Source organism: Amycolatopsis sp. NPDC051102 (genome assembly GCF_040682815.1).
Taxonomy (GTDB): domain Bacteria; phylum Actinomycetota; class Actinomycetes; order Mycobacteriales; family Pseudonocardiaceae; genus Amycolatopsis.
This window is the reverse complement of record NZ_JBFBBT010000014.1, coordinates 132,134-156,607: the sequence shown is the minus strand read 5'-3', so window position 1 is coordinate 156,607 and position 24,474 is coordinate 132,134. Positions and strand designations below refer to the sequence as shown.

The window sequence follows — 24,474 nt, the reverse complement described above, 5'->3', positions numbered from 1 at the left end:
GTCAGTGCCACCAGCCTTTTCTCCAGCGAAGTGCGGACACCCGGCACATCCGCGCGCCGAAGTGGCATCAAAGTGAGGCTATGGGACCGGTTTTGGGCCTACAACCCCTAAAGATCCCCCTTAACAGGGGCCCCTACGCAGGGAAATCCCGCTCTCGGCGGAGAGCGGGATTTCCGTTGTTTTTGCGGGTACTACATTTTTCCGAGGTCATTGTTGATGAATGCGAGAAGGGCGTCGTCGTCGGCGAATTCGAGGTCGCCGGTATTCGTTTCCGGTTCGGCGTACCGGCTCAGCAGCGCCTGCAGCCGGACGGTGAGCTCGGACCGCGTCAGCTGGTCGGGTTCACCGCCGTCCAGCGCGGCTTCCAGGCGGTCGAGTTCGGCGAGGACGCTCGGGACGCTGTCCCCCAGCTGCGCCTGCAGGTGTTCGGCGAGCGCGTCCGGGTTGGGGTGGTTGAACACGAGGGTGGGCGGCAGCGTGAGCCCGGTCGCGGCGGCGAGCCGGGTCCGCAGCTCGACGGCGGTGAGCGAGTCGAAGCCGAGGTCGCTGAACGCCCGGTTCGGCTCGACGGCGGAGGCGGAGGCGTGCCCCAGCACGTGCGCGGCCTCGCCCCGGACGAGGGCGACGAGCTCGGCTCGCAGTTCGGCGGGCGCGAGTCCGGCGAACCGGCTGGTCCCGGCCGTTTCCCCGACCGGCTCGGGAAGCCGGGCCTCGGGCAGCTCGTCGAGCAGCCGGCTGGCCCGCGTCGCGGTGAAGGCAGCCGCGAACCGCGCCCAGTCGACGTCGGCGACGACGACGTCATCGCTTCCCACGGTCTTGAGCGCGGCCAGGGCCCGGGCCGGAGCCATCGGCGTGAGCCCGCGGCGGCGGAGGTGGTCCTGCTCGGCTTCGCCGGCGGCCATGCCGGCACCGTCCCAGGGTCCCCAGGCGACGGACGTGGCAACGCCCCCGCGGGCCCGCCGTCGCGCGGCGAGGGCGTCGAGCTGCGCATTCGCGGCGGCGTAGGCGGTCTGGCCGCCACTGCCCCAGACGCCGGCGATGGAGGAGAAGAGGACGAAGGCTTCGAGGTCGTCGCCGAGGAGTTCGTCGAGGTGCCGGGCTCCGGCGACTTTGGCTTCGAGGACGTGCCGGAAGTCGTGGTCGCCGAGGTCCTGGAAGGCGGCGGCCTGGCTGACCCCGGCGGCGTGGATGACGGCGGTGATCTTCGGGAGGTCCCGGAGGGTCCGTGCGAGAGCGTCGCGATCACTGACGTCACAGGCGACAACGGTGGCGGGAAGTTCCTCGGCGAGCGCGGCGGCACCGGGAGCATCGAGCCCCCGGCGGCTCAGGAGGACGAGGTGAGCGGCACCGGCGTGGGCGGCCCAGCGGGCCACGGCGGCGCCGAGGGCGCCGGTGCCACCGGTGATGAGGACGGTGCCGGCGGGGGTCCAGGAGGGGGCGGGGGTCGGGAGGGGGGCGCGGACCAGGCGCCGGGCGAAGACGCCGTTCGGGCGGAGGGCGAGCTGGTCTTCGCCGGTGGTGAGGTGCATGGAGGGTTGGGCAGGTTGGGGTTTCTTGGCGGCGATCGCCGGAGCTTTAGCGGGTTGCGGCAGGCCCTCGTCGCGCGCGCTGGCAGCCCGCCGGTCACTGGCGGCCTCGGCAGGTTGCGGCAGGCCCTCGCCGCTCGCGCTGGCAGCCGTGCCAGCCCGCCGGTCACTGGCGGCCTCGGCCGGTTGCGGCCGCCTCACACCACCAGAGCCGACGGCAACCGCCGGAGTCTCGGCAGCTCGCCGCTCACCGCCGACCACAGCAGGTTGCGGCAGGCCGTCGCCGCTCGCGCTGGCAGCTGCCGTAACTGGCCGTCGCTGCTCGCCGCCCGCGCCTGTGGCGAGGCCCGCGACCTCGCTCTGGTTCCCGCTGCCCGTCACGATCCCCCACACCCAGGCCACCTGCTGCTCGTCCGGCACCTGCGGCACGTCGACCAGGCCGCCCCAGCGGTCCGGGGTCTCCAGGGCCAAAGCGCGTCCGAAGCCCCACAGCCCCGCCAACTCCACGTCGCCCGGACCGTCGTCGCCCGGTACCGCGACCGCGCCGAGCGTCACGCACCACAGCCTGGCCGGCGTCCTCGCCAGCGCGACCGCGTTGTCCAGCGCGTCGTCGCCGGGTGCTGACACCAGCAGCACTCCGTCCAGCGGCTCCGCCGGCAACTCGCCCGGCCCGACCACGAGAACTCCCGGCCGTGCCAACGCGTCCGCCCAGGTGCGGGCCGCGCCGGGAGGTGCCACGATCGCGTACCGGCCCTCCGGGGTTGCCGGGGCGGGCTCCGGCACCGGGACCCACGTGACCCGGTAGCGCCACGACTCCGTCACCGCAACCTCCCCACGCTCCCGCCGCCACGACGCCAGCGCCGGCAGCACCTTCGCCACATCCGGCTCGGGCACGCCCGTCTCCGCCGACAACCCGGCCACGTCCGCGCGGTCGACCGCCGCCCAGAACCGGGCGTCCACCTCGCCGCCCACCGCCCGCGGGGACGGCGCCGGCCAGAAGCGCTCCCGCTGGAACGCGTAGGTCGGCAACGGAATCCGGTGGCCGGGCAACGCCGTCCAGTCCACCGGCACCCCGTTCGTGTGCAACGCGGCCAGGGCGGACAAGAACGTCCGTTCTTCGTCGCGGTCGCGGCGCAACGCCGGGATCGCGGTCCCCGGCACCATCGCGCTGAGAACACCGTCCGGGCCCAGCTCCAGGAACACCTCGGCCCCCGCAGCCGAGAGCGTCGAGACACCGTCGGCGAACCGGACCGCTTCCCGCACGTGCCGCACCCAGTACTCCGCCGTGAACGACGAAGCGAGAGCACCGCTCACATTCGAGAGCACCGGTATCTCAGCCGGGTGGTAAGTCAGGGTTTCGGCTACCGCACGGAACTCCGCCAGCATCGGATCCATCAGGTGTGAGTGGAACGCGTGACTCACCGTCAGCCGCTTGGTCTTCGGGAACTGGGCCGCGACAGCCAGCACCGCAGCCTCGTCGCCCGAAATCACCACCGACTCCGGGCCGTTCACCGCCGCGATCGAAACGCCGTCCGTCAAGACGATGGAGGACTCGGGTGCGGCAATCGACACCATCGCCCCACCCGGCGGCAACGCCTGCATCAGGGACGCCCGCGCCGCCACCAACCGGCAAGCGTCCACAAGAGACAGGACACCGGCGACGTGCGCCGCCGAGATCTCACCGATCGAGTGTCCGGCCACGAAGTCCGGCCGCACGCCCCGCGACGAGAACAGCCGGAACAACGCCACCTCGACGGCGAACAGAGCAGGCTGCGTGTATCCCGTAGAGTCCAAAGAGGATCCGTCGAAGACAACGTTCCGCAATGGACGGTCCAGGAGCCGGTCGAATTCGGCGCACACCGCGTCGAACGCCGTCGCATACACCGGGAACCGGTGGTACAGCCCCCGGCCCATCCCGGCCCGCTGCGCCCCCTGGCCGGTGAACAGCACGGCGAGCGAGCCGGCGACCACCTCCCCACGCACCACGGAAGGGTCCGACGCTCCGGACGCCAGCGCGGTCAGGCCGTGGACCAGGTCGGTGTCGTCCTCGGCGAGCACCACCGCACGGCGTGCCAGCGCCGCACGGGCGTTCGCCGCCGAGAAGGCGACGTCCGGCAGCGCCCCGCGCTCGGCGGCGAGCAAGCGCCGGGCCTGCTCCCGCAGCCCGGACTCCGTCTGCGCGGAGAGCAGCACCGGGAGAAGCCCGGCCGGAGCGGTGTCGTGGACCACGACGTCGTCGGGCGCCTGCTCGAGGATCGTGTGCGCGTTGGTGCCGGAAATCCCGAACGACGACACGCCCGCGCGCCGCGGGCGATCGGACGGCCACTTCCGCGTCTCCGCGAGGAGCTCCACCGAACCTGACGTCCAGTCCACATGGGACGACGGCGTGTCCACATTGAGCGTCTGCGGCAGGACGCCGTTCCGCATGGCCATGGCCATCTTGATGATCCCGGCGACCCCGGCGGCGGCTTGGGTGTGCCCCAGGTTCGACTTCACCGAACCCAGCCACAGCGGCTCGTCGCGCTCCTGACCGTAGGTGGCCAGCAGGGCCTGGGCTTCGATCGGGTCACCCAGTTCGGTTCCCGTGCCGTGCGCCTCGACCGCGTCCACTTCGGACGGCGACAGTCCGGCGTCGGCCAGCGCCGCACGGATGACCCGTTGCTGCGACGGGCCGTTCGGCGCCGTCAGGCCGTTGGACGCGCCGTCCGAATTGACCGCCGAGCCGCGCACGACGGCCAGGACGTCGTGACCGAGCCGGCGGGCGTCCGACAACCGCTCCACCAGGAGGAGGCCCGCGCCTTCGCCCCAGCCGGTGCCGTCCGCAGCTTCGGCGAACGCCTTGCAGCGGCCGTCCGGGGCGAGGCCGCCCTGCCGGTCGAACTCCACGAACGCCCCGGGTGTCGCCATCACGGTGACACCACCGGCGATCGCGAGGTCGCACTCGCCGGCCCGCAGCGCCTGGCGCGCCCAGTGCAGCGCGACCAGCGACGACGAGCACGCCGTGTCCACGGTGACCGCCGGGCCTTCCAGCCCGAACGCGTAGGCGATCCGGCCGGACACCACGGCGGCCGCGTTGCCCGTGCCGACGTACCCGGCGACGTCGTCGCCCGCGTCGGCGAGCAGCGCCGGGTAGTCCTGGCCGTTGGTGCCGGCGAAGACGCCGATTCGTTTGCCGCGGACCGAGCGCGGGTCGAGGCCCGCGCGCTCGAACAGCTCCCACGCCGTCTCGAGGAGGATCCGCTGCTGCGGGTCCATGGCCAGGGCTTCGCGCGGCGAGATGCCGAAGAGGGCGGCGTCGAAGTCCGCGGCACCCGCGAGGAATCCGCCCGGCCGGACGGCGGCGTGGTCCGGCCAGCCGCGATCGGCGGGTGGCGCGGACAGCGCGTCGGCACCGCGCGCGACGAGCTCCCACAGGTCTTCCGGCGACCCGATCCCGCCGGGGAACCGGCAGGCCATGGCGACGATCGCGATCGGCTCGTCGTCGCCGGCGGTGACCGGGGCTTGCGCAACCAGAGCAGTGCTCTCGTTTGAGAGCACTGCATACAGGTGCTGGGCGAGGGTGGCGGGGTCGGGGTGGTCGAAGGTGAGGGTCGCGGAGAGGTCGAGGCCGGTCGCGGACCGCAGGCGGTTGCGGAGCTCGACCGCCGAGAGCGAGGTGAACCCGAGGTCGCTGAACGCGCGATGGCGATCGACCGCGGCCGCCGACGGGTGTCCCAGCACGGCGGCGACGTGTTCGCGGACGAGGTTCAGCATGCCGGCCTCGGTGACCTCGACGGCGGCGGCGGTCTCGGCGGGCGGCGCGAGCTCGGCGAGCAACGGGCTGGGCCGGGCCGCGGTGAACGCGGGGCCGAAAACCGTCCAGTCGACGTCGGCGATCGCGACGGTCGTGTCTCCCGCGGCCAGGGCGTCCGCCAGTGCGGTGAGCGCGAGGTCGGGGTCGAGCGGCCGGAGGCCCGCGGCGCCGAGCCGGGCGGTGACGCCGGCGTCGGCCATCCCGCCGCCGGCCCACGGTCCCCAGGCAACGGCGCACGCGGGTTGCCCGGCGGCGCGGCGCGTTTCGGCGAGGGCGTCGAGCCGCGCGTTGGCGGCGGCGTACGCGGCTTGGCCGGCTGCGCCGAGGGTGCCGGCGAGGCCGGAGAAGAGCACGAAGGCGTCGAGGTCGTGGGTCAGCTCGCTGAGGTGGATCGCGCCGGCGACCTTGGCCGCTTCGACCTGGGCGAGGCGCTCGGGGGTGAGGGTGTCGAGAACGCCATCGTCGAGGACGCCGGCGGCGTGCACGACAACGCGAAGATCGGCGCCGACGCGCTCGAGGAGGGCGGCAAGGGCGGCGCGATCGGTGACATCGCAGGCTTCGACGGCGGTTTCGGTACCGGCCGCGGCGAGTTCGTCGGCCAGCGCGGCAGCCCCGGGCGCATCCGGCCCGCGCCGGGAGGTGAGGACGAGGCGCTCGGCACCGTTGGCGGCCGCCCACCGCGCGACGCGGGTGCCCAGGACGCCGGTGCCGCCGGTGATCAGGACGGTGCCGCGGGGTCGCCAGGCGGTTGCCGCGCCGGGGGCTGGGACGCCGGTGCCCGCGGTGGCCGGGGCGGCGCTCTGCTGATCCTTTGCCGCGCTGGCGGCGGACACACCGACTGCCGGGGCGGTGCCGCTCGACTGCCGGTCCTCCGCCGCGCTGGCGGCGAACACACCGGCCGCCGGAGCGGTACCGCTCTGCTGCTCACCCGCCGCACTGCTGCTGAGCACACCGACCGCCTGGGCCGCGCCGCTCGACTGCCGGTCCTCCGCCGAGCTGACAGTGGACACGCCCACTGCCGGAGCGGCACCTGCGTGCTTCTCCGCCGCGCCGGCGGGGAGCACGCCGGTTGCCTGGGCCGGGCGCCGGACCACTGCACCGACCGGCGCAGGCGCGGCGAACCTCGGCGGTCCCGGCGGGGCGGCCACCAGGCGCCGGCCGAATGCTCCCGAGGGGCGGATTGCCACCTGGTCCTCGCTGCCGCGCAGAACCGCCTGCAGCCGCTCGGCGGTGCACTCGTCCACCGTGGGCGGGAGGTCGACCAAGCCGCCCCAGCGGTGCGGTATCTCCAGCGCTGCGCTGCGGCCGAAGCCCCAGATGCTCGCCTGCTCCGGTGCCCTCAGCGGGTCCGATGGGCCGATCGTGACCGCGCCGCTGGTCAGGCACCACAGTGGCGCCCCTATGCCCGCGTCGCCCACGGCCTGGACCGCCGCCATTGTCGATGCCACGTCGCCGCCCACCGACAGCACTCCCGCCCATTCGCGGCCGGGCTCCGCGCGCAGGCGGGCGGCCAGCTCGGGGCGGGAGGCCGTCGGTAGCGACACCACGTCGGTGAGCAACTCGCCCAGGCGGGCCGCGGATTCGTCGCCCTCCGGCGCGATCAGGAGCCACTGCCCCGGGGCGCCGGCCTCCGGAGTGAGGGGCGTCCACTCGGCTCGGTAGCGCCAGCCGGACGTGGGGTCCGGGCGGGTGCGGTGCGCCCGCAGCCAGTAGTGCTGCCGCTGGAACGGGTACGTCGGCAGGTCCGCGCGGCCCTCGCCGGGCAGGAACGACGTCCAGTCGACGTCGACGCCGTGGACGTGCAGACTCGCCAACGCCGTCAGCAGCGACTGCTCCTCCTCGCGGTCGCGGCGCAACGCCGGGACCGCCACGCCCGGCACCATCGAGCTCAAGACCCCGTCGGGGCCCAACTCCAGGAACACCCCGACACCCTCGGCCGACAGAGACGAGATGCCGTCGGAGAAGCGGACCGTCTCACGGACGTGCCGCACCCAATACTCCGCCGTGAACGGCTCAGCGAGAGCACCGCTCACATTCGAGAGCACCGGTATCTCCGCCGGGCGATACGTCAAAGTTTCGGCGACTGCGCGAAACTCCGAGAGCATCGGGTCCATCAGGTGCGAGTGGAACGCGTGGCTCACGGGAAGGCGTTTGGTCTTCGGGAACTGAGCCGCCACCGCCAGCACCGCGGCCTCATCGCCCGAGATGACGACTGACTCCGGACCGTTCACCGCCGCAACCGAAACACCGTCGGGCAAGTCCAAAGCAGACTCGGGCGCGGCGATCGACACCATCGCCCCACCGGACGGCAACGCCTGCATCAAAGACGCACGGGCAGAGACCAGACGGCAAGCGTCCTCAAGAGACAACACGCCAGCGACATGCGCCGCCGAGATCTCCCCGATCGAATGCCCGGCCACGAAATCCGGACGCACACCGAAGGACGAAACGAGCCGGAACAGTGCGACCTCGACCGCGAACAACGCCGGCTGCGTGAACTCCGTCCGATCCAGCATCTCCGCGTCATCGAACGCCTCGCGGAGCGAGGGATCGAAATGCGCCAGCACCGCATCGAAAGCCGCAGCATAAACCGGGAACCGCTCGTACAACCCCCGACCCATCCCGACCCGCTGCGCGCCCTGCCCGGTGAACAACACCGCCAGACCGCCCGACACGACCCGGCCGCTCACCACGTTCGGCGCACCACCACCGGCGGCGAGCGCGGACAAGCCCGTCCGCAACGAATCGGCAGTGCCGAACACGACCGCCCGGTCCTCGAACGCCGTGCGGCCGAGAAGAGCAGCCCCCACGTCCGCAACATCTCCGCTGGTCAGAGGCACAAGAGCGGCAGCATGAGCACGCAAGGCGTCCACACCCCGGGCCGAAACCAGCCACGGCACCGGGCCAGCCGATCCGGCCGCGGGCACAGCAGGCGAAGGGGCCGCTTCTTCCAGGATCACGTGCGCGTTCGTCCCGGAGATCCCGAACGACGACACCCCCGCCCGGCGCGGCCGGTCGCCGGACGGCCACTCGCGCGCCGAAGTCAGCAGCTCCACCGCACCCGACGTCCAGTCCACTTGGGACGACGGGGTGTCCACATGCAACGTCCGCGGCAGGACGCCGTGCCGCATGGCCATCACCATCTTGATCACCCCGGCGACGCCGGATGCCGACTGCGTGTGCCCGATGTTCGACTTGAGGGAACCCAGCCACAGCGGCTCGGAACGGTCTTGGCCGTAGGTGTCCAGCAGCGCCTGGGCCTCGATCGGGTCGCCGAGCGCGGTGCCCGTGCCGTGCGCCTCGACCACGTCCACGTCCGAAGTGGACAGACGCGCCGCCGACAACGCGGCCGCGATGACCCGGCGCTGGGACGGACCGTTGGGGGCGGTCAGGCCGTTCGACGCGCCGTCGGAGTTCACCGCCGAGCCGCGCAGCACCGCCAGGACCGGGTGCCCGTTCCGCTGCGCGTCCGACAGGCGCTCGACCAGCAGCAGGCCGGCACCTTCCGCCCAGCCCGTGCCGTCCGCCGCGTCCGCGAACGCCTTGCAGCGCCCGTCCGCCGCCAGGCCGCCCTGCCGGTCGAACTCCGCGAACGTGCCCGGCGTCGCCATCACCGTGACCCCGCCGGCGATCGCGAGGGTGCACTCGCCGCGCCGCAGGGCTTGGGCGGCCAGGTGCAACGCGACCAGCGACGACGAACACGCCGAGTCGATCGTCACCGACGGGCCCTCCAGCCCGAGGTGGTACGACAGCCGCCCGGACAGCACGCTGCCTGCCGTGCCGGTGAGCAGGTAGCCGGCGACCTCGTCGTCGGGTGCCTCGGTGACATCCGGGGCTTCGCCCCGGGCCAGGGGCTCCGCCACCCGGACCCCCGCAAGACGATCAGTGACATCCGGGGCTTCGCCCCGGGCCGGGGGCTCCGCCACCCGGACCCCCGCAAGACGATCAGTGCCGTACCCGGACGCGGCACCACCGACGAACACGCCGGTGCTGCTGCGCCGCAACGACTTCGGCGCGATCCGCGCACGTTCCAAGAGTTCCCACGACGTCTCCAGCAGCAGCCGCTGCTGCGGGTCCATCGCGAGCGCCTCGCGGGGCGAGATGCCGAAGAACGCGGCGTCGAACTCCCCGGCGTCGTGGAGGAAACCGCCTTGGAAGGAGCTCGCCGGCCAGCCGCGGCCGCCGGGGAAGCCGCCGATCGCGTCCGTGCCGCTCTCGACGAGCTGCCACAGGTCCTCGGGCGAGCCGACGCCGCCCGGGTAGCGGCAGCTCATGGCCACGATCGCGACGGGCTCGCGGTCCCGGGCTTCGACGTCGGCGAGCCGGTCGCGGGTGTCCTTCAGATCGGCCGTGACGAACTTGAGGTAGTCACGGAGTTTCTGCTCGTTGGCCATGGCCGCCGCCCCACTGTCTTTCACGAAGTACGGAAGGTGCTGTCGATGAAGTCGAAGAGCTCGTCGTCGCTGGCCTCGCCGAGGTCGGTGCCGGCCGAGCCGCCGGCCAGCTCGCTCCAGCGCGCGAGGAATCCCTTCAGGCGCGCGGTGATCTCGTCGCTCGCCGGGACTCGCGCCACGTCCGCCTCGGTGACGGTCTCGAACGCGGCCGCCAGCCGGTCGAGTTCGTCGAGCAGCCGGACTCCGGACGACGAGCCGCCGAACCGGCGGTCCAGTTCCTCGGCCAGGTCGGCGGCGGTCGGGTGGTCGAAGGCGAGGGACGCGGGCAGGCTGAGGCCGGTCCCGGCGGCGAGCCGGTTGCGCAGCTCGACGGCCATCAGGGAGTCGAAGCCGAGTTCCTTGAACGCGCGTTCGGGTCCGACCGCCTCGGCCGACGCGTGCCCGAGCACCCCCGCGACCTGGTCGAGGACCAGGGTGAGCAGCGCCTTCGGCCGTTCCCCGGCCGGCAGGGCGGCGAACCCGGTCGACGTCGGCTCCGGTTCGGCGAGGGCGGCCCGCGCCGCCGGGAGGTCGGCCAGCAGCGGGCGCGGCCGGGCCGCGGTGAAGACCGGGGCGAACCGGGTCCAGTCGACGTCGGCGACCACGACGGCCGTGTCGCCGGCGGCCAGCGCCCGGCGGAAGGCCGCGACGCCCTGGGCGGGGTCGATCGGCGGGAGGCCGCGGCCGCGCAGCATGCGCACGGCTTCGGCGTCGGCCGCCATCCCGGATTCGGCCCACGGGCCCCAGGCGATCGCGGTCGCGGGCAGCCCGCGGCCGCGGCGGTCTTCCGCGAGCGCGTCGAGGTAGGCGTTCGCCGCGCCGTAGACCGCCTGTTCGCCGCTGCCCCAGACCCCGGAGATCGAGGAGAACAACACGAACGCGTCGAGGTCGTGGCCGCGGGTCAGCTCGTCGAGGTGCCGGGCTCCGGCGACCTTGCCGGCCAGGACCGCGGTCACCTCCTCGGGCGTGATGGCGGTGAGCGGGCCGTGCTGGCCGGTGCCGGCGGCGTGCACGACGGCGGTCAGCGGCAGGTCCGCCGGGATCGCCGCGAGGACTTCGGCGAGGGCGTCCCGGTCCGCCGCGTCGCAGGCGGCGAGGGTGACGCGGACGCCGAGCGCGGACAGCTCCGAGGCCAGCTCGGCCGCGCCGGGGGCCCGGGCGCCGCGCCGGCCGGTGAGCACGAGGTGCTCGGCGCCCGCCGTGGCGAGCTCCCGCGCGACGGCCGCGCCGAGTGCGCCGGTGCCGCCGGTGACCAGGACCGTGCCGCGGGGCCGCCAGTCCCGCGCCGGGCCGGCCGGGGCGGGGACGAGCCGGCGGGCGAAGACGCCGTCGGGCCGGATGGCGACCTCGTCCTCGGTGCCGTCGGCGAGGACCGCGGCGAGCCGGGCGCCGGCCGCCGCGTCGAGCGTCTCGGGCAGGTCGGCGAGGCCGCCCCAGGCCGACGGCAGCTCCAGGGCCGCGATCCGGCCGAAGCCCCAGGTGGTGGCCTGGCCGGGGCTGGAGACGCCGTGGACCGCGCCCCGGGTGAGGCACCACAGCCGGGCCGGGACGCCGGAGTCGGCGAACGCCTGGGTGAGCGTGAGGTTGGCGGCGAGCCCGGCCGCCGCGTCGCCGCCGAAGGCCAGCAGGGAAACGACGCCTTCGACGTCGGCGTGGTCGCGCAGCAGGGCGGTCAGCGCGGCGCGGTCCCGCAGACCGGGCTCGACCACCGGCTCGGCGCCGTGGGCGGCCAATACCTGCGCCACCTCGTCGCCCGAACCGTCCGCGGCCAGGATCAGCCAGCGGCCGGTCAGCCGGCCCGTGGACCCGGCCACGGGCCGCCAGGTGACGCGGTATCGCCAGGTGTCCACAGTGGACGAGGAACGCCAGCGGTCCAGCGCCGCCACCGCGTCGGCGTCCAGGCCGAGCTCACCCGCGTCGACCGCGGCCCAGAACCCGCCGTCGGCGGCCGGGGGCGCGGGTTCGAGCCAGAAGTGCGACCGCTGGAAGGCGTACGTCGGCAATTCGGTCCGCCGGGCGCCCGGCAGGAGCGCCGACGCGTCGAGGGGGTAGCCGGCGGTCCGCAGCCGCGCGAACGCGGTGACCAGCGCCCGCGGCTCGTCTTCGCCCGCCCGCAGTGCCGGGATCGCCGGGACGTCGGCGGTCTCGGCCGCCATCGCCGACAGCACGCCGTCGGGGCCGAGTTCCAGGAACGTGCCCGCCCCCAGGCCGGCGAGGGTGCGCACGGCGTCGGCGAACCGGACGGTCTCACGCACGTGCCGCACCCAGTAGTCCGGGGTGAACGGCTCGGCGAGCGCGCCGGTCAGCGTCGACACGACCGGGATCGCCGGCTCGCGGTAGGTCAGTTTCGCCGCCACCGCCCCGAATTCCGCCAGCATCGGGTCCATCAGCGGCGAGTGGAACGCGTGGCTCACGCGCAGCCGCTTGGTCTTGACGCCGCGGCCCGCGAACTCGCCGGCCACCGCCAGCACGGCGGTTTCGTCGCCCGAGATCACCGTGCCGGCCGGCCCGTTGACGGCGGCGATGCCGACACGCGCATCGGTCAGCGCGGCCCGGACGTCGGCCTCCGGTGCGCCGACGGCGACCATCGCGCCGCCCTCGGGCAGCGCCTGCATCAGGCTCGCCCGCGCGGCGACCAGCGCGCACGCGTCCGGCAGCGACAGCACGCCGGCGACGTGCGCGGCCGCGAGCTCGCCGATCGAATGCCCGGCCACGAAGTCCGGCCGGACACCCCAGGACTCGACGAGCCGGAACAACGCGACTTCCAGAGCGAAGATCGCGGGCTGCGCGGCCCCGGTCTGGTCGAGCTGCTCCAGCTCGATTTCCCCGAGCAGCGCCCGGACCTCGTCGAAGGCCCGCGCGAACACGGGGAACCGCGTGTACAGCTCCCGGCCCATCCCGGCCCGTTGGGCGCCCTGGCCGGTGAAGAGCACGGCGAGCCGGCCGGGGTTACCGCTGCCGGTGAGGGCGCCGAGGTCGCCACCGGCGAGCGCGGCCAGCCCGCCCAGCAGCTCCGGACCGGTCTCGCCGACGACCGCGGCGCGGTGGCCGAGGTCGGCCCGGGTGGTGGCCAGGCTCAACGCGACGTCCGCGGGAACCACCTCGCGGCCGTCCAGGAACTCGTGCAACCGGGCCGCCTGGGCCCGCAGCGCGGCCGGGCTCTTGGCCGACAGCAGCCACGGCACCGGCCCGGCGACGGGCGCGCGTTCCTCGGCGACGACGTCCGGGGCCTCCTCCAAGATGGTGTGGGCGTTGGTGCCCGAGATCCCGAACGACGAGACACCCGCCCGCCGCGGACCGTCCGAAGTCCACTCGCGCGGCTCGGTCAGCAGCTCGACCGCGCCGGACTTCCAGTCCACATGGGACGAAGGCGCGTCGACGTGCAGGGTCCGCGGCAGCACGCCGTGCCGCATCGCCATGACCATCTTGATGACGCCCGCGACCCCGGCCGCGGCCTGGGTGTGGCCCACATTGGACTTCACCGATCCGAGCCACAACGGCGTTTCCCGCGACTGGCCGTAGGTCGACAGCAGGGCCTGAGCCTCGATCGGGTCGCCCAGCCCGGTGCCCGTGCCGTGCGCCTCCACGGCGTCCACTTCGGACGGCGACAGCCCGGCGTCGGCCAGCGCCGCGCGGATGACCCGCTGCTGCGCCGGGCCGTTCGGGGCGGTCAGGCCGTTCGACGCACCGTCCGAGTTCACCGCCGAACCCCGCACCACGGCCAGCACCTCGTGCCCGTGGCGACGCGCGTCCGACAGCCGCTCGACCAGCAGCAGGCCGACGCCTTCGGCCATGCCCGTCCCGTCCGCGCCCTCGGCGAACGCCTTGCACCGGCCGTCGGCGGCCAGGCCACGCTGCTGGCTGAAGGCGAGCAGGACGCCGGGCGTCGGCATGACCGTGACACCGCCCGCGAGCGCCAGGTCGCATTCGCCGCGCCGCAGCGCCTGCACCGCCAGGTGCAGCGCCACCAGCGACGACGAGCACGCCGTGTCCACCGTCAGCGCCGGGCCTTCCAGCCCGAACACGTAGGACAGCCGACCCGAGGCCACCGACGAGGTGCCGCCGGTCATCAGGTGCCCCTCGAGCCCGTCGGTGGCCGCGCCGGTGCCGTAGCCGGAGGTGGCGGCGCCGACGAACACGCCGGTCCGGCTGCCGCGAACCGACGCCGGGTCGATACCGGCGCGTTCGAACGCCTCCCACGTCGCTTCGAGCAGCAGCCGCTGCTGCGGGTCCATGGTCAGCGCCTCGCGCGGCGAGATGTCGAACAGCTCCGGGTCGAACCGGCCGGCGCCGGCCACGAACCCGCCGCTGCGGGTGGAGACGCGCCCCGGTGTCCCGGGTTCGGGCGCGTACAGGGCGTCGAGGTCCCAGCCGCGGTCGGCGGGGAACGGCGAGATCGCGTCGACACCGTCCGCCACCAGGGACCACAGGTCCTCCGGCGAGGCGACCGAGCCCGGGTAGCGGCAGCTCATCGCGACGATGACGACCGGGTCGTCGCCGGTCACCGCGGCGGCAGCCACCGGCGCCGATGGCGCGGCGTCGCCGAGCAGCCCGGTCCGCAGGAAGGCCCCCAGCGCCGCCGGAGCCGGGTGGTCGAACACGAGCGTCGCGGGCAGCCGCAGGCCGGTCGCCGCGGCGAGCCGGTTGCGCAGCTCGACGGCGGTCAGCGAGTCGAAGCCGAGTTCGGCGAACGAGCGGTCCGGCTCGATGTCGCCGGCGGTGTCGTGACCGAGCACCGCGGCGACGTGGTCGCGGACCAGTTCCAGCAGCCGGCGGTCGCGCTCGGCCGCGGGCAGGGTGCGCAGCCGGGCGGCCAGGTCGCCGTCGGCCGTGGCGACGGCGGCGGTCCGGCGGGTGCCGCGGACGAGCCCGCGCAGCAGCGGCGGGACCGGGCCGGCCGCCGTGGAAAGGTCGAGCCGGGCCGGAATGGCCAGGGTCTCGCCGCGGGCGATGGCCGCGTCGAACAGCGCCAGGCCGTCGGCGTCCGACAGCCCCGTCATCCCGCCCCGCGCCATCCGGGCCAGGTCGGCGGCGGCGAGGTGGCCGGTCATGCCGCTGGCCTCCGCCCACAGGCCCCAGGCCAGGGACACGCCGGGCAGGCCGAGGGCGCGGCGGTGCGCGGCCAGTGCGTCGAGGGCGGTGTTCGCGGCCGCGTAGTTGCCCTGCCCGGCCGTGCCGAACACGCCCGCGGCGGCCGAGAACAGCACGAACAGCGCCAGGTCCGCGTCCCGGGTCAGCTCGTGCAGGTTGATGGCGGCGGTCACCTTGGGCCGCAGCACGTCCGCGAGCTTCGCCGGGTCGAGGCTGGTCAGCAGGCCGTCGTCGAGCACGCCGGCGGTGTGCACGACCCCGGTCAGGACGCGGCCGGCCAGCTGCCCGGCCAGTGCGTCGCGGTCGGCGGCGTCGCACGCGGCGACGGTCACCTCGGCGCCCAGCGCGGTCAGGTCGCGGGTCAGGTCCGCGGCGCCGGGCGCGGCCGGGCCACGGCGGCTGAGCAGCAGCAGCCGCCGGACGCCGTGCGCGGTCACCAGGTGCCGCGCGACGCGGGCGCCGAGCGTGCCCGTGCCGCCGGTGACGACCACGGTGCCGTCCGGGTCGAGGGGCCGCGGCAGGGTCACGACGTTCTTGCCGACGTGCCGGGCCTGGCTGATGAACCGGAACGCTTCCGGTACCTGCCGCACGTCCCAGGTCCGGCGCGGCAGCGGGGTCAGCACGCCGGCTTCGAAGAGCCCGGCCAGTTCGCGCAGGATCTCCTGCAGGCGCCCGGGTCCGGCCTCGATGAGGTCGAACGCGCGGTACCGGACGCCTTCGTGCGCGCGGGCGACGTCTTCGGCGTCCCGGACGTCGGCCTTGCCCATCTCGACGAACCGGCCGCCGCGCGGCAGCAGGCGCAGGGACGCGTCGACGAACTCGCCCGCGAGGGCGTCGAGCACGACGTCGACCCCGCGTCCGCCGGTCGCCGCGCGGAAGTGGTCCTCGAAGGACAGTGACCGCGAGTCTCCGATGTGGACGGCGTCGAGACCCAGCTCCCGGAGCACGTCGTGCTTTCCGGTGCTCGCCGTGGCGAACACTTCGGCGTTCTTCCAGCGGGCGAGCTGGACGGCGGCCATCCCGACGCCACCCGCGGCCGCGTGCACGAGCACGGATTGGCCCGCTTGCAGGCCGCCGAGGTCGAACAGGCCGTAGTAGGCGGTGGCGAACGCGACGGGCACCGACGCGGCCTCGGCGAAGCTCCAGTCCGCGGGCATCGGCGTCACCAGGCGGTGGTCGGTGACCGCGACCGGGCCGAGCGCGCCGGTGAACAGGCCGGTGACACGGTCGCCGGCAGCGAGCCCGCGCACCTCGTCCCCGACCTCCAGCACGACACCGGCGGCCTCGCCGCCCATCAGCGCCTGCCCCGGGTACATGCCGAGGGTGATCAGGACGTCGCGGAAGTTCAGCCCGGCCGCGCGGACCGCGACGCGGATCTCGTCCGGGCCGAGAGGGGTCTCCGGGACCGGGAACGTCGCCAGGCCGTCGAGCGTGCCGGTACCGGTGGTGCCGACGCGCCAGGCACCGCTCGCGGGCAAAGTCAGCTCGGTGGCGGGACGGGCCAGCCGCGCGGCGAGCAGCGTCCCGGCGCGGGCCGCGACCTGCGGCTCGCCCGAGACCAGGGCCGTTCCGATCGCGGCTTCGGCGTCGGATCGCTCGTCGACGTCCACCAGCACGAACCGGCCCGGGTGCTCGGTCTGGGCCGAGCGGATCAGGCCCCAGGCGGGCGCCTGGTCGAGGCCGGGTACCGGGTCGCCGGGCAGCGCGGCGAGCGCGCCGGTGGTGAGCACGACCAGCCGGGACGCGGCGAACCGCGGGTCGGTCACCCACTGCTGCGCGGTCGTGAGGACCTGGTCGAGGCCGGTCACCGGCAGGACCACCGCCTCCGGCACGACGTCGAGATCGGCCAAGGAGCCGGACAGCCAGGCGAATCCGGGAGCGTCACCGGCCGCGGTGAGCGGGACCCATTCGGTGCGGAACAGCGCATCCGGCACTTCGTCCGCAGTGGACGTCACCTGGAACGCGAGCGAGCCGATGCTCGCGACCGGGTGGCCGGCGGGATCGGTGGCCACGACCGAGACCGCGTTCGGCCCGGCCGCGGCGAGCCGCACGCGCAAGGCGGTGGCCCCGGTCGCGAACAGGGCGACGTCGGTGAAGGCGAACGGGAGCCGCGCCCGGCCGTCGTCGGGGAAGAACCCGCCGAGGCCGATCGCGTGCAGGGCGGCGTCGAGCAGGGCCGGGTGGACGGCGAACGCGTCGGCGGCGGGCAGCTCCACCTCGGCGAACACCTCGCCGTCGCCGCGCCAGGCCGCACGCAGGCCGCGGAAGGCGGCCCCGTAGTGGTACCCGGCTTCGGCGAGGGCGGCGTAGTGGGCGTCGACGTCGAGCGCCTCGGCGCCGGCGGGCGGCCAGTCCGCCGGGGTCACCGCGGGTTCGGGCGTGCCGGGGGCCAGGACGCCCTGGGCGTGCCGGGTCCAGCGCGCGCCGGGCCGGTCGGGGCGGGCACTGATGGTGATGCCGCGGCGGCCGTCGTCGCCGGGTTCGTCGACGACGACCTGCAGCTGGACGCCGCCGGTGGCGGGCACGGCCAGGGGCGCGCCGAGGGTGAGTTCTTCGACCGTGCCGCAGCCGGTGTGGTCCCCGGCGTGGACGGCGAGTTCGGCGAACGCCGTGCCGGGCAGCAGGGCGGTGCCGAGGATGTCGTGGTCGGCGAGCCAGGGGTGAGTCTGCCGGGCCAGCCGTCCGGTGAGGACGAGCCGGTCGTCGCCGGCGAGGGTGACGGCGGCGCCGAGCAGCGGGTGGTCGACCGCGCCGAGGCCGAGCCCGGCGGCGTCGCCGGTGCGGGTGGCCGGGCGGGGCCAGTACTGCTTGCGCTGGAAGGCGTAGGTGGGGAGGTCGACGACGTGGGCGGCCGGGAAGGCCGGGCTCCAGTCGACCCGGACCCCGGTGACGTGCGCTTCGGCGAGGGCGGTCTGGAAGCGGGTGAGGCCGCCGTCGTCCCGGCGGAGGCTGCCCAGTGCGACGACGTCCTCGCCGATCGCCATGGTCAGCACGGGGTGCGGCGAGGCTTCGATGAAGGTGCCGAAGCCTTCGTTCTTCAGGCGCTCGATCGCCGTGTCCAGGCGGACCGTGGTGCGGAGGTTGGTGTACCAGTACCCGGCGTCCAGCTCTTCGTCCCACTCCCCCGTCACCGTCGAGAGGAACGGCACCTCGCCTCGGCGGGGTGTGATCGGGGCCAGGACGTCGAGGAGTTCGCCGCGCAGTTGCTCGACCTGGACCGAGTGGGAGGCGTAGTCCACGGGGACGCGCTTGGCGCGGATGCCGTCGGCTTCGCAGGACGCGATCAGGGCGTCGAGGGCGTCGCGCTCGCCGGAGACCACCACCGCGGCGGGGCCGTTCACCGCCGCGATCGACAGCCCCTCGGTCAGCCGGGCTTCCACCGCGGCGAGCGGAACCGCCACCGAAACCATTCCGCCGAGCCCGGCCAGCGCCAGGATCGCCCTGCTGCGCAGGGTCACCACCCGAGCACCGTCCTCAAGCGACAGCGCACCCGACACGACCGCGGCCGCGATCTCGCCCTGGGAGTGGCCGATGACCGCGTCCGGGACCACGCCGTGCGAGCGCCACAGCTCGGCGAGGGAGACCATCACCGCGAACAACGCGGGCTGCACCACGTCGACCCGGTTCAGCGCCGCCGGATCGGCTAGGACATCGCGGAGCGACCAGTCCACGAAGGACTCCAGGGCGAGCGCGCACTCGTCGAGCCGGCTAGCGAACCCCGGGGACGACTCCGCCAGTTCGAGGGCCATGCCCGCCCACTGCGAGCCCTGGCCCGGGAACACCAGCGCCACCTTGCCCGGCGCTCCGGCCACGCCGGTGACGACGTTCGCCGCCGGAGCGCCCTCGGCCAAAGCGGTCAAGCCGGCGGAGTGGTCGCCGACCACGACGGCGCGGTGCGGCAGCGAGGCCCGGGTGGTGGCCAGGGAGAACCCGACGTCCGCGGGCGACTCGTCCACCCTGGCGAGCAGGGCCTGCGCCTGTCCGCGCAGCGCATCGGCCGACCGTGCCGACAGCACCCACGGCACCGGTCCCGGCGCAGCGCTCGGCTCGGTTTCCGCCGGGGGAACGGCTTCCAGGACGGTGTGCGCGTTGGTCCCGCTCATCCCGAACGACGAGACCGCCGCCCGCAGTGGACGGTCGGCCGTCCACTCGCGCGACTCGGTCAGGAGCTCGACCGCGCCCGAAGTCCAGTCCACATGCGACGAAGGCGCGTCGACGTGCAGCGTTCGCGGCAGCACGCCGTGGCGCATGGCCATCACCATCTTGATCACCCCGGCGACCCCCGCCGCCGCCTGGGTGTGCCCGATGTTGGATTTCACCGAACCCAGCCACAGCGGCGTTTCCCGCTCCTGGCCGTACGTCGCCAGCAGCGCCTGAGCCTCGATCGGGTCGCCCAGGGTCGTGCCGGTGCCGTGTGCCTCCACGACGTCGACATCCGATGTGGACAGGCCGGCGTCGGCCAGTGCGGCGCGGATGACCCGTTGCTGGGCCGGGCCGTTGGGGGCGGTCAGGCCGTTGGACGCGCCGTCCTGGTTGACCGCCGAGCCGCGGACCACGGCGAGCACGCGGTGGCCGTTCCGCTCGGCGTCCGACAGCCGCTCCAGCAGCAGCAGGCCCGCGCCTTCGCCCCAGGCCGTGCCGTCCGCGGCGTCCGCGAACGCCTTGCAGCGGCCGTCGGCGGCGAGCCCGCGCTGGCGGCTGAACTCGACGAACGTTCCCGGCGTGGCCATCACCGTGACGCCGCCGGCCAAGGCCATCGTGCACTCGCCGAGCCGCAGCGACTGGACGGCCAGGTGCAGCGCCACCAGCGACGACGAACACGCCGTGTCGACGGAGACGGCCGGGCCCTCCAAACCGAAGGTGTAGGCCAGCCGGCCCGAGGCGACGCTCGCCGCGTTGCCGGTGGCGAGGTGCCCCTCCAGGACGTCGGCCGAATTCAGGAGCAGGGTCGTGTAGTCGTGGCTGTTGGTGCCCGCGAACACGCCGGTCCGGCTGCCGCGCACGGTCGCCGGGTCGAGGCCCGCGCGCTCGAACGCCTCCCACGCGAGCTCCAGCAGGAGCCGTTGCTGCGGGTCCATCGCGAGGGCCTCGCGCGGGGAAATACCGAAGAACCCGGCGTCGAACCCGCCCGCCGCGTCGAGGAACGCGCCCTCGGTCACGGTCACCGAGCCGAGGCGGGCCGGATCGGCGTCGTACAGGTTCTCCAGGTCCCAGCCGCGGTCCGCCGGGAAGCCCGACACCGCGTCCGCGCCTTCGGACACCAGGCGCCACAGGTCTTCCGGCGACGCGATCCCGCCCGCGTACCGGCAGCTCATCGCGACGATCGCGATGGGCTCGTCGGTGGCGGACACCGTCGTCGTGACGGGTTCGGCCGCGTCGCCCAGGACACCGGCGCTCAGGTGCTCGGCGAGCGCGGCCGGCGTCGGCCAGTCGTAGACCAGGGTCGCCGGCAGGGCGAGCCCGGTTTCCGCGCGCAGGGCGTCCCGGAACTCGATCGCGGTCAGGGAGTCGAAGCCGATGTCCTGGAAGGCGCGGTCCGGCGCGACGGCGGCCGCACTGGCGTGGCCGAGGACCGCGGCGGCCTGGTCGCGGACGAGCTGGAGCAGCACCTCGCCGGCGACGGCCGGGGTCAGGCCGCGCAGCCGGGCGACCAGCCCGCCGGTCGCGGGGGTCTCCGGTTCGGGACCGGCTTCGGGGATGGTGGTGAGCAGCGGGCTCGGCCGCCGGGAGGTGAAGGCCGCGGTGAACCGGGCCCAGTCGACGTCGGCGACGGTGACGTTCGTGTCGCCGCCCGCGGCGTGCAGGAGGGCCGAGACGGCGACGGCCGGGTCCAGCGCGCGGAGGCCGCGGCGGAGCAGGTAGTCCTCGGCGTCGTTGTCGGCGGCCATGCCGCCGTCCGCCCACGGACCCCAGGCCACCGCGGTGGCGGCCAGGCCGCGGGCGCGGCGGGCTTCGGCGAGCGCGTCGAGGTAGGCGTTGGCGGCGCCGTAACAGCCCTGCTGCCCGCTGCCCCAGACCCCGGCGATCGAGGAGAAGAGGACGAACGCGTCGAGGTCGGTGTCGGCGAGCAGCTCGTCGAGGTGGCGCGCGCCGGTCGCCTTGGCCGCCCACTGCGCGGCGAAGTCGTCCACTTCGGACAGTGGCGCGGACCGGACGATCCCGGCCGTGTGCACGACGGCGGTGAGCCCGGCGCCGACCCGGTCCAGGAGGCCGGCGACGAAGTCCCGGTCCGCGACGTCGCCGGCGGCGAACGTCACCCGGGCGCCGAGCTCGGCCAGCTCGGCGCTCAGCTCGGCGGCCCCGGGCGCGTCGGCGCCGCGGCGGGAGACGAGCACGAGGTGGTCGGCGCCCTCGCGAGCGAGGCGGCGGGCGACGTGCGTGCCCAGGGCGCCGGTGCCGCCGGTGACCAGCACGGTGCCGCGCGGGGTCCACGCCGGACCCGCCGGCGGGGCGTGCTCGAGCCGTCGGCCGAAGCTTCCGTCCGCGCGCAGGGCAACCTGGTCCTCGTCACCGCCGAGGGCGGCCCGGAACCGTGCCGGATTCACAGTGGACGTCAGGTCGAGCAGACCGCCCCAGCGATCGGGGTGTTCGAGCGCGGCGACGCGGCCGAGGCCCCAGACGGCGGCCTGCTCCGGATCGGGCGCGGGATCGGCGTCGGTGACCCGCACGGCTCCCGAGGTGACGCACCACAGCGGTGCCTTGATTCCCGCTTCGCCGAGGGCCCGGAGGAGGCCGATCGTCCCTTCCGGACCGGCGCCGCTGAGCACGACGACCGGCTCGGCACCGCGCAGGTCCTCGGCGGTGACCGGGCCGTCGAGCCGCAGCACGCGCCCGTCCCAGCCGGTGAGGGCGGCTTCCAGCTGCGGGGACGGGTCGACGACGAGGCAGTCACCGGACAGCGCAGGGGTATCGGCGGTCGGCAGGGGCGTCCACGTGACCCGGTACCGGCCGGCGGTCTCCGCGCGGCGTTGCCGCACAGCCGTCAGAGCGTGTCCCAGGGTGTCTTCGGGGACGTCGAGTTCGGCGGCGAGGGCCGCCACGTCGAGCGCGCCTTCGCCTGGCGTCGGCCAGAAGCGTTCCCGCTGGAAGGGGTACGTCGGCAGGTCGGCGCGTGGACCGGCGGGCAGGTAGGCGGCCCAATCGACGATGCCGCCACGGACCCACACCCCGGCGAGGGCGGTCAGGAGGGTCCGTTCCTCCGGCCGGTCTCGTCGCAGGGCCGGGATCGCGGACCTGCCGACCATCGCACTGAGCACGCCGTCGGGACCGAGTTCGAGGAAGGTGCGGACACCTTCGGCTTCGAGGGTGGCGACACCATCGGCGAACCGGACGGTCTCACGCACGTGCCGGACCCAGTAGTCCGCGGTGAACGGCTCGGCGAGAGCACCGCTCACATTCGAGAGCACCGGTATCTCCGCCGGGCGGTACGCCAAGGTTTCCGCCACCGCCCGGAAGTCGTCGAGCATCGGATCCATCAACGGCGAGTGGAACGCGTGACTCACGGCGAGCCGCTTGGTCTTCGGAAACTGTGCCGCAATGGCCAGCACCGCGGCCTCGTCGCCCGAGATGACGACCGATTCGGGCCCGTTGACCGCCGCGATGGACACACCGTCGGTCAGCGTGATGGCCGACTCCGGCGCAGCGATCGACACCATCGCCCCACCCGGCGGCAGCGCCTGCATCAGCGACGCCCGCGCCGACACAAGGCGGCAAGCATCCTCAAGGGACAGCACCCCCGCCACATGCGCCGCCGAAATCTCCCCGATCGAATGCCCCGCCACGAAATCCGGCCGCACGCCGAAGGACTCGACCAGCCGGAACAGAGCGACCTCAAGAGCGAACAACGCGGGCTGAGTGAACTCGGTCCGATCCAGGCGCTCAGCGTCGTCGAACGCCTCGCGCAACTCCAGACTGAGCTGCGCACAAACCTCGTCGAAAGCCGAGGCGTAGACCGGGAAAAGGTTGTACAGCTCCCGGCCCATCCCAGCCCGCTGGGCGCCCTGCCCGGTGAACAGCACCGCCAGCCGAGCGCCTTCCCGGACCTCTCCGGTGATCACCTTCGCATCGAGGACGACCGCGCGGTGTTCGAACGCCGTCCGGGTGGTCAGCGTCCGGGCGACGTCCGCAGGATCAGCCGTCACCTCGGCGAGCCGGGAGATCTGCGCCTGCAACGCTTCCGGAGTCTTGGCTGCCAGCACCCACGGCGTCAGCGTCCCCACCGGCGCCTCCGCGGGCACCGGCTCGGGGGCGGGGACGGACTCGAGAATGGTGTGCGCATTGGTGCCGCTGACGCCGAACGACGACACCGCGGCCCGCAGCGGGCGATCGGCCGTCCATTCGCGCGGTTCGGTCAGCAGCTCCACCGATCCAGCCGACCAGTCAACATGAGACGATGGCGCGTCGACGTGCAGCGTCCGCGGGAGGACGCCGTGCCGCATCGCCATGACCATCTTGATCACCCCGGCCACGCCCGCCGCGGCTTGCGTGTGCCCGATGTTGGACTTCACCGAACCCAGCCACAGCGGCGTTTCCCGCTCCTGGCCGTAGGTCGCCAGCAGCGCCTGCGCCTCGATCGGATCACCCAGGGTCGTCCCGGTGCCGTGCGCTTCGACGACGTCGATGTCCGAAGTGGACAAGCGCGCACTGTCCAGGGCCGCCCGGATCACGCGCTGCTGGGCCGGGCCGTTCGGCGCGGTCAGGCCGTTGGACGCGCCGTCCTGGTTGACCGCCGAGCCGCGCACCACCGCCAGGACGTCGTGACCGTGACGTTGCGCGTCCGACAGCCGCTCGACCAGCAGCACCCCGGCACCTTCGCCCCAGCCGGTGCCGTCGGCCGCTTCGGCGAACGCCTTGACGCGGCCGTCCGGCGCCAGCCCGCGCTGGCGGCTGAACTCGACGAACGTCCCCGGCGTCGCCATCACGGTGACCCCGCCGGCCAGCGCGAGGTCGCATTCGCCCTGCCGCAGCGCCTGCGCCGCGAGGTGCAGGGCGACCAGCGACGACGAACACGCCGTGTCGACGGTCAGCGCCGATCCTTCGAAGCCGAACAAGTACGCCAGCCGGCCGGAGACGACGCTCGCCGCGTTGCCGGTGCCGAGGTAGCCCTCGACGTCCTCGGCCGACGACCGCAGGAGGGTGGCGTAGTCCTGGCCGTTGGAGCCGACGAACACGCCGGTCCGGCTGCCGCGCAGCGACGCCGGGTCGATCCCGGCGCGCTCGAACGCCTCCCACGACGTCTCCAGCAGCAGCCGCTGCTGCGGGTCCATGGCCAAGGCTTCCCGTGGCGAGATCCCGAAGAACTCGGCGTCGAAGAGGTCCGCGTCGTGCAGGAAAGCGCCTTCCCGCGCGTAGGTCGTGCCCGGCCGGCCGGGGTCGCCGAACAGCGCCGCCGTGTCCCACCCGCGGTTGGCCGGGAACGCCGAGACGGCGTCGCCGCCGCGGGCCACCAGGTCCCACAGCCCCTCCGGCGAGCGCACCCCGCCGGGGAACCGGCAGGCCATCGCGACGATGGCGATCGGCTCGGTCGCGGCCTCGACGAGCTGCCGGTTCTGCCGCCGCAGCCGCTCGGCCTCCTTGACGGAGGCGCGCAGCGCGTCGAGCACCTTCTCGGGCGTGGCCATGGTTCAGCTCC

2 protein-coding genes are annotated in these 24,474 nt (G+C 74.3%); both read right to left on the bottom strand.

Annotation, left to right across the window (positions count from 1 at the left end):
- Positions 1-191 precede the first annotated feature (191 nt).
- Positions 192-9,737 carry an SDR family NAD(P)-dependent oxidoreductase gene (locus tag AB0M93_RS32315; protein ID WP_364280397.1) on the bottom strand — a complete coding sequence of 3,182 codons (9,546 nt, stop codon included), beginning with the start codon at positions 9,735-9,737 and terminating at the stop codon, positions 192-194.
- The gene (locus tag AB0M93_RS32310; protein WP_364280394.1) at positions 9,734-24,463 is read right to left on the bottom strand and encodes a type I polyketide synthase; all 14,730 of its coding nucleotides are present in this window, start codon (positions 24,461-24,463) and stop codon (positions 9,734-9,736) included. The genes AB0M93_RS32315 and AB0M93_RS32310 overlap by 4 nt, the downstream gene beginning before the upstream one ends.
- Positions 24,464-24,474: the final 11 nt, after the last annotated feature.

Coding starts and splice junctions, on each gene's coding strand:
- AB0M93_RS32310 (WP_364280394.1), bottom strand. CDS start 24,463: ATGGCCACGCCCGAGAAGGTGCTCGACGCGCTGCGCGCCTCCGTCAAG.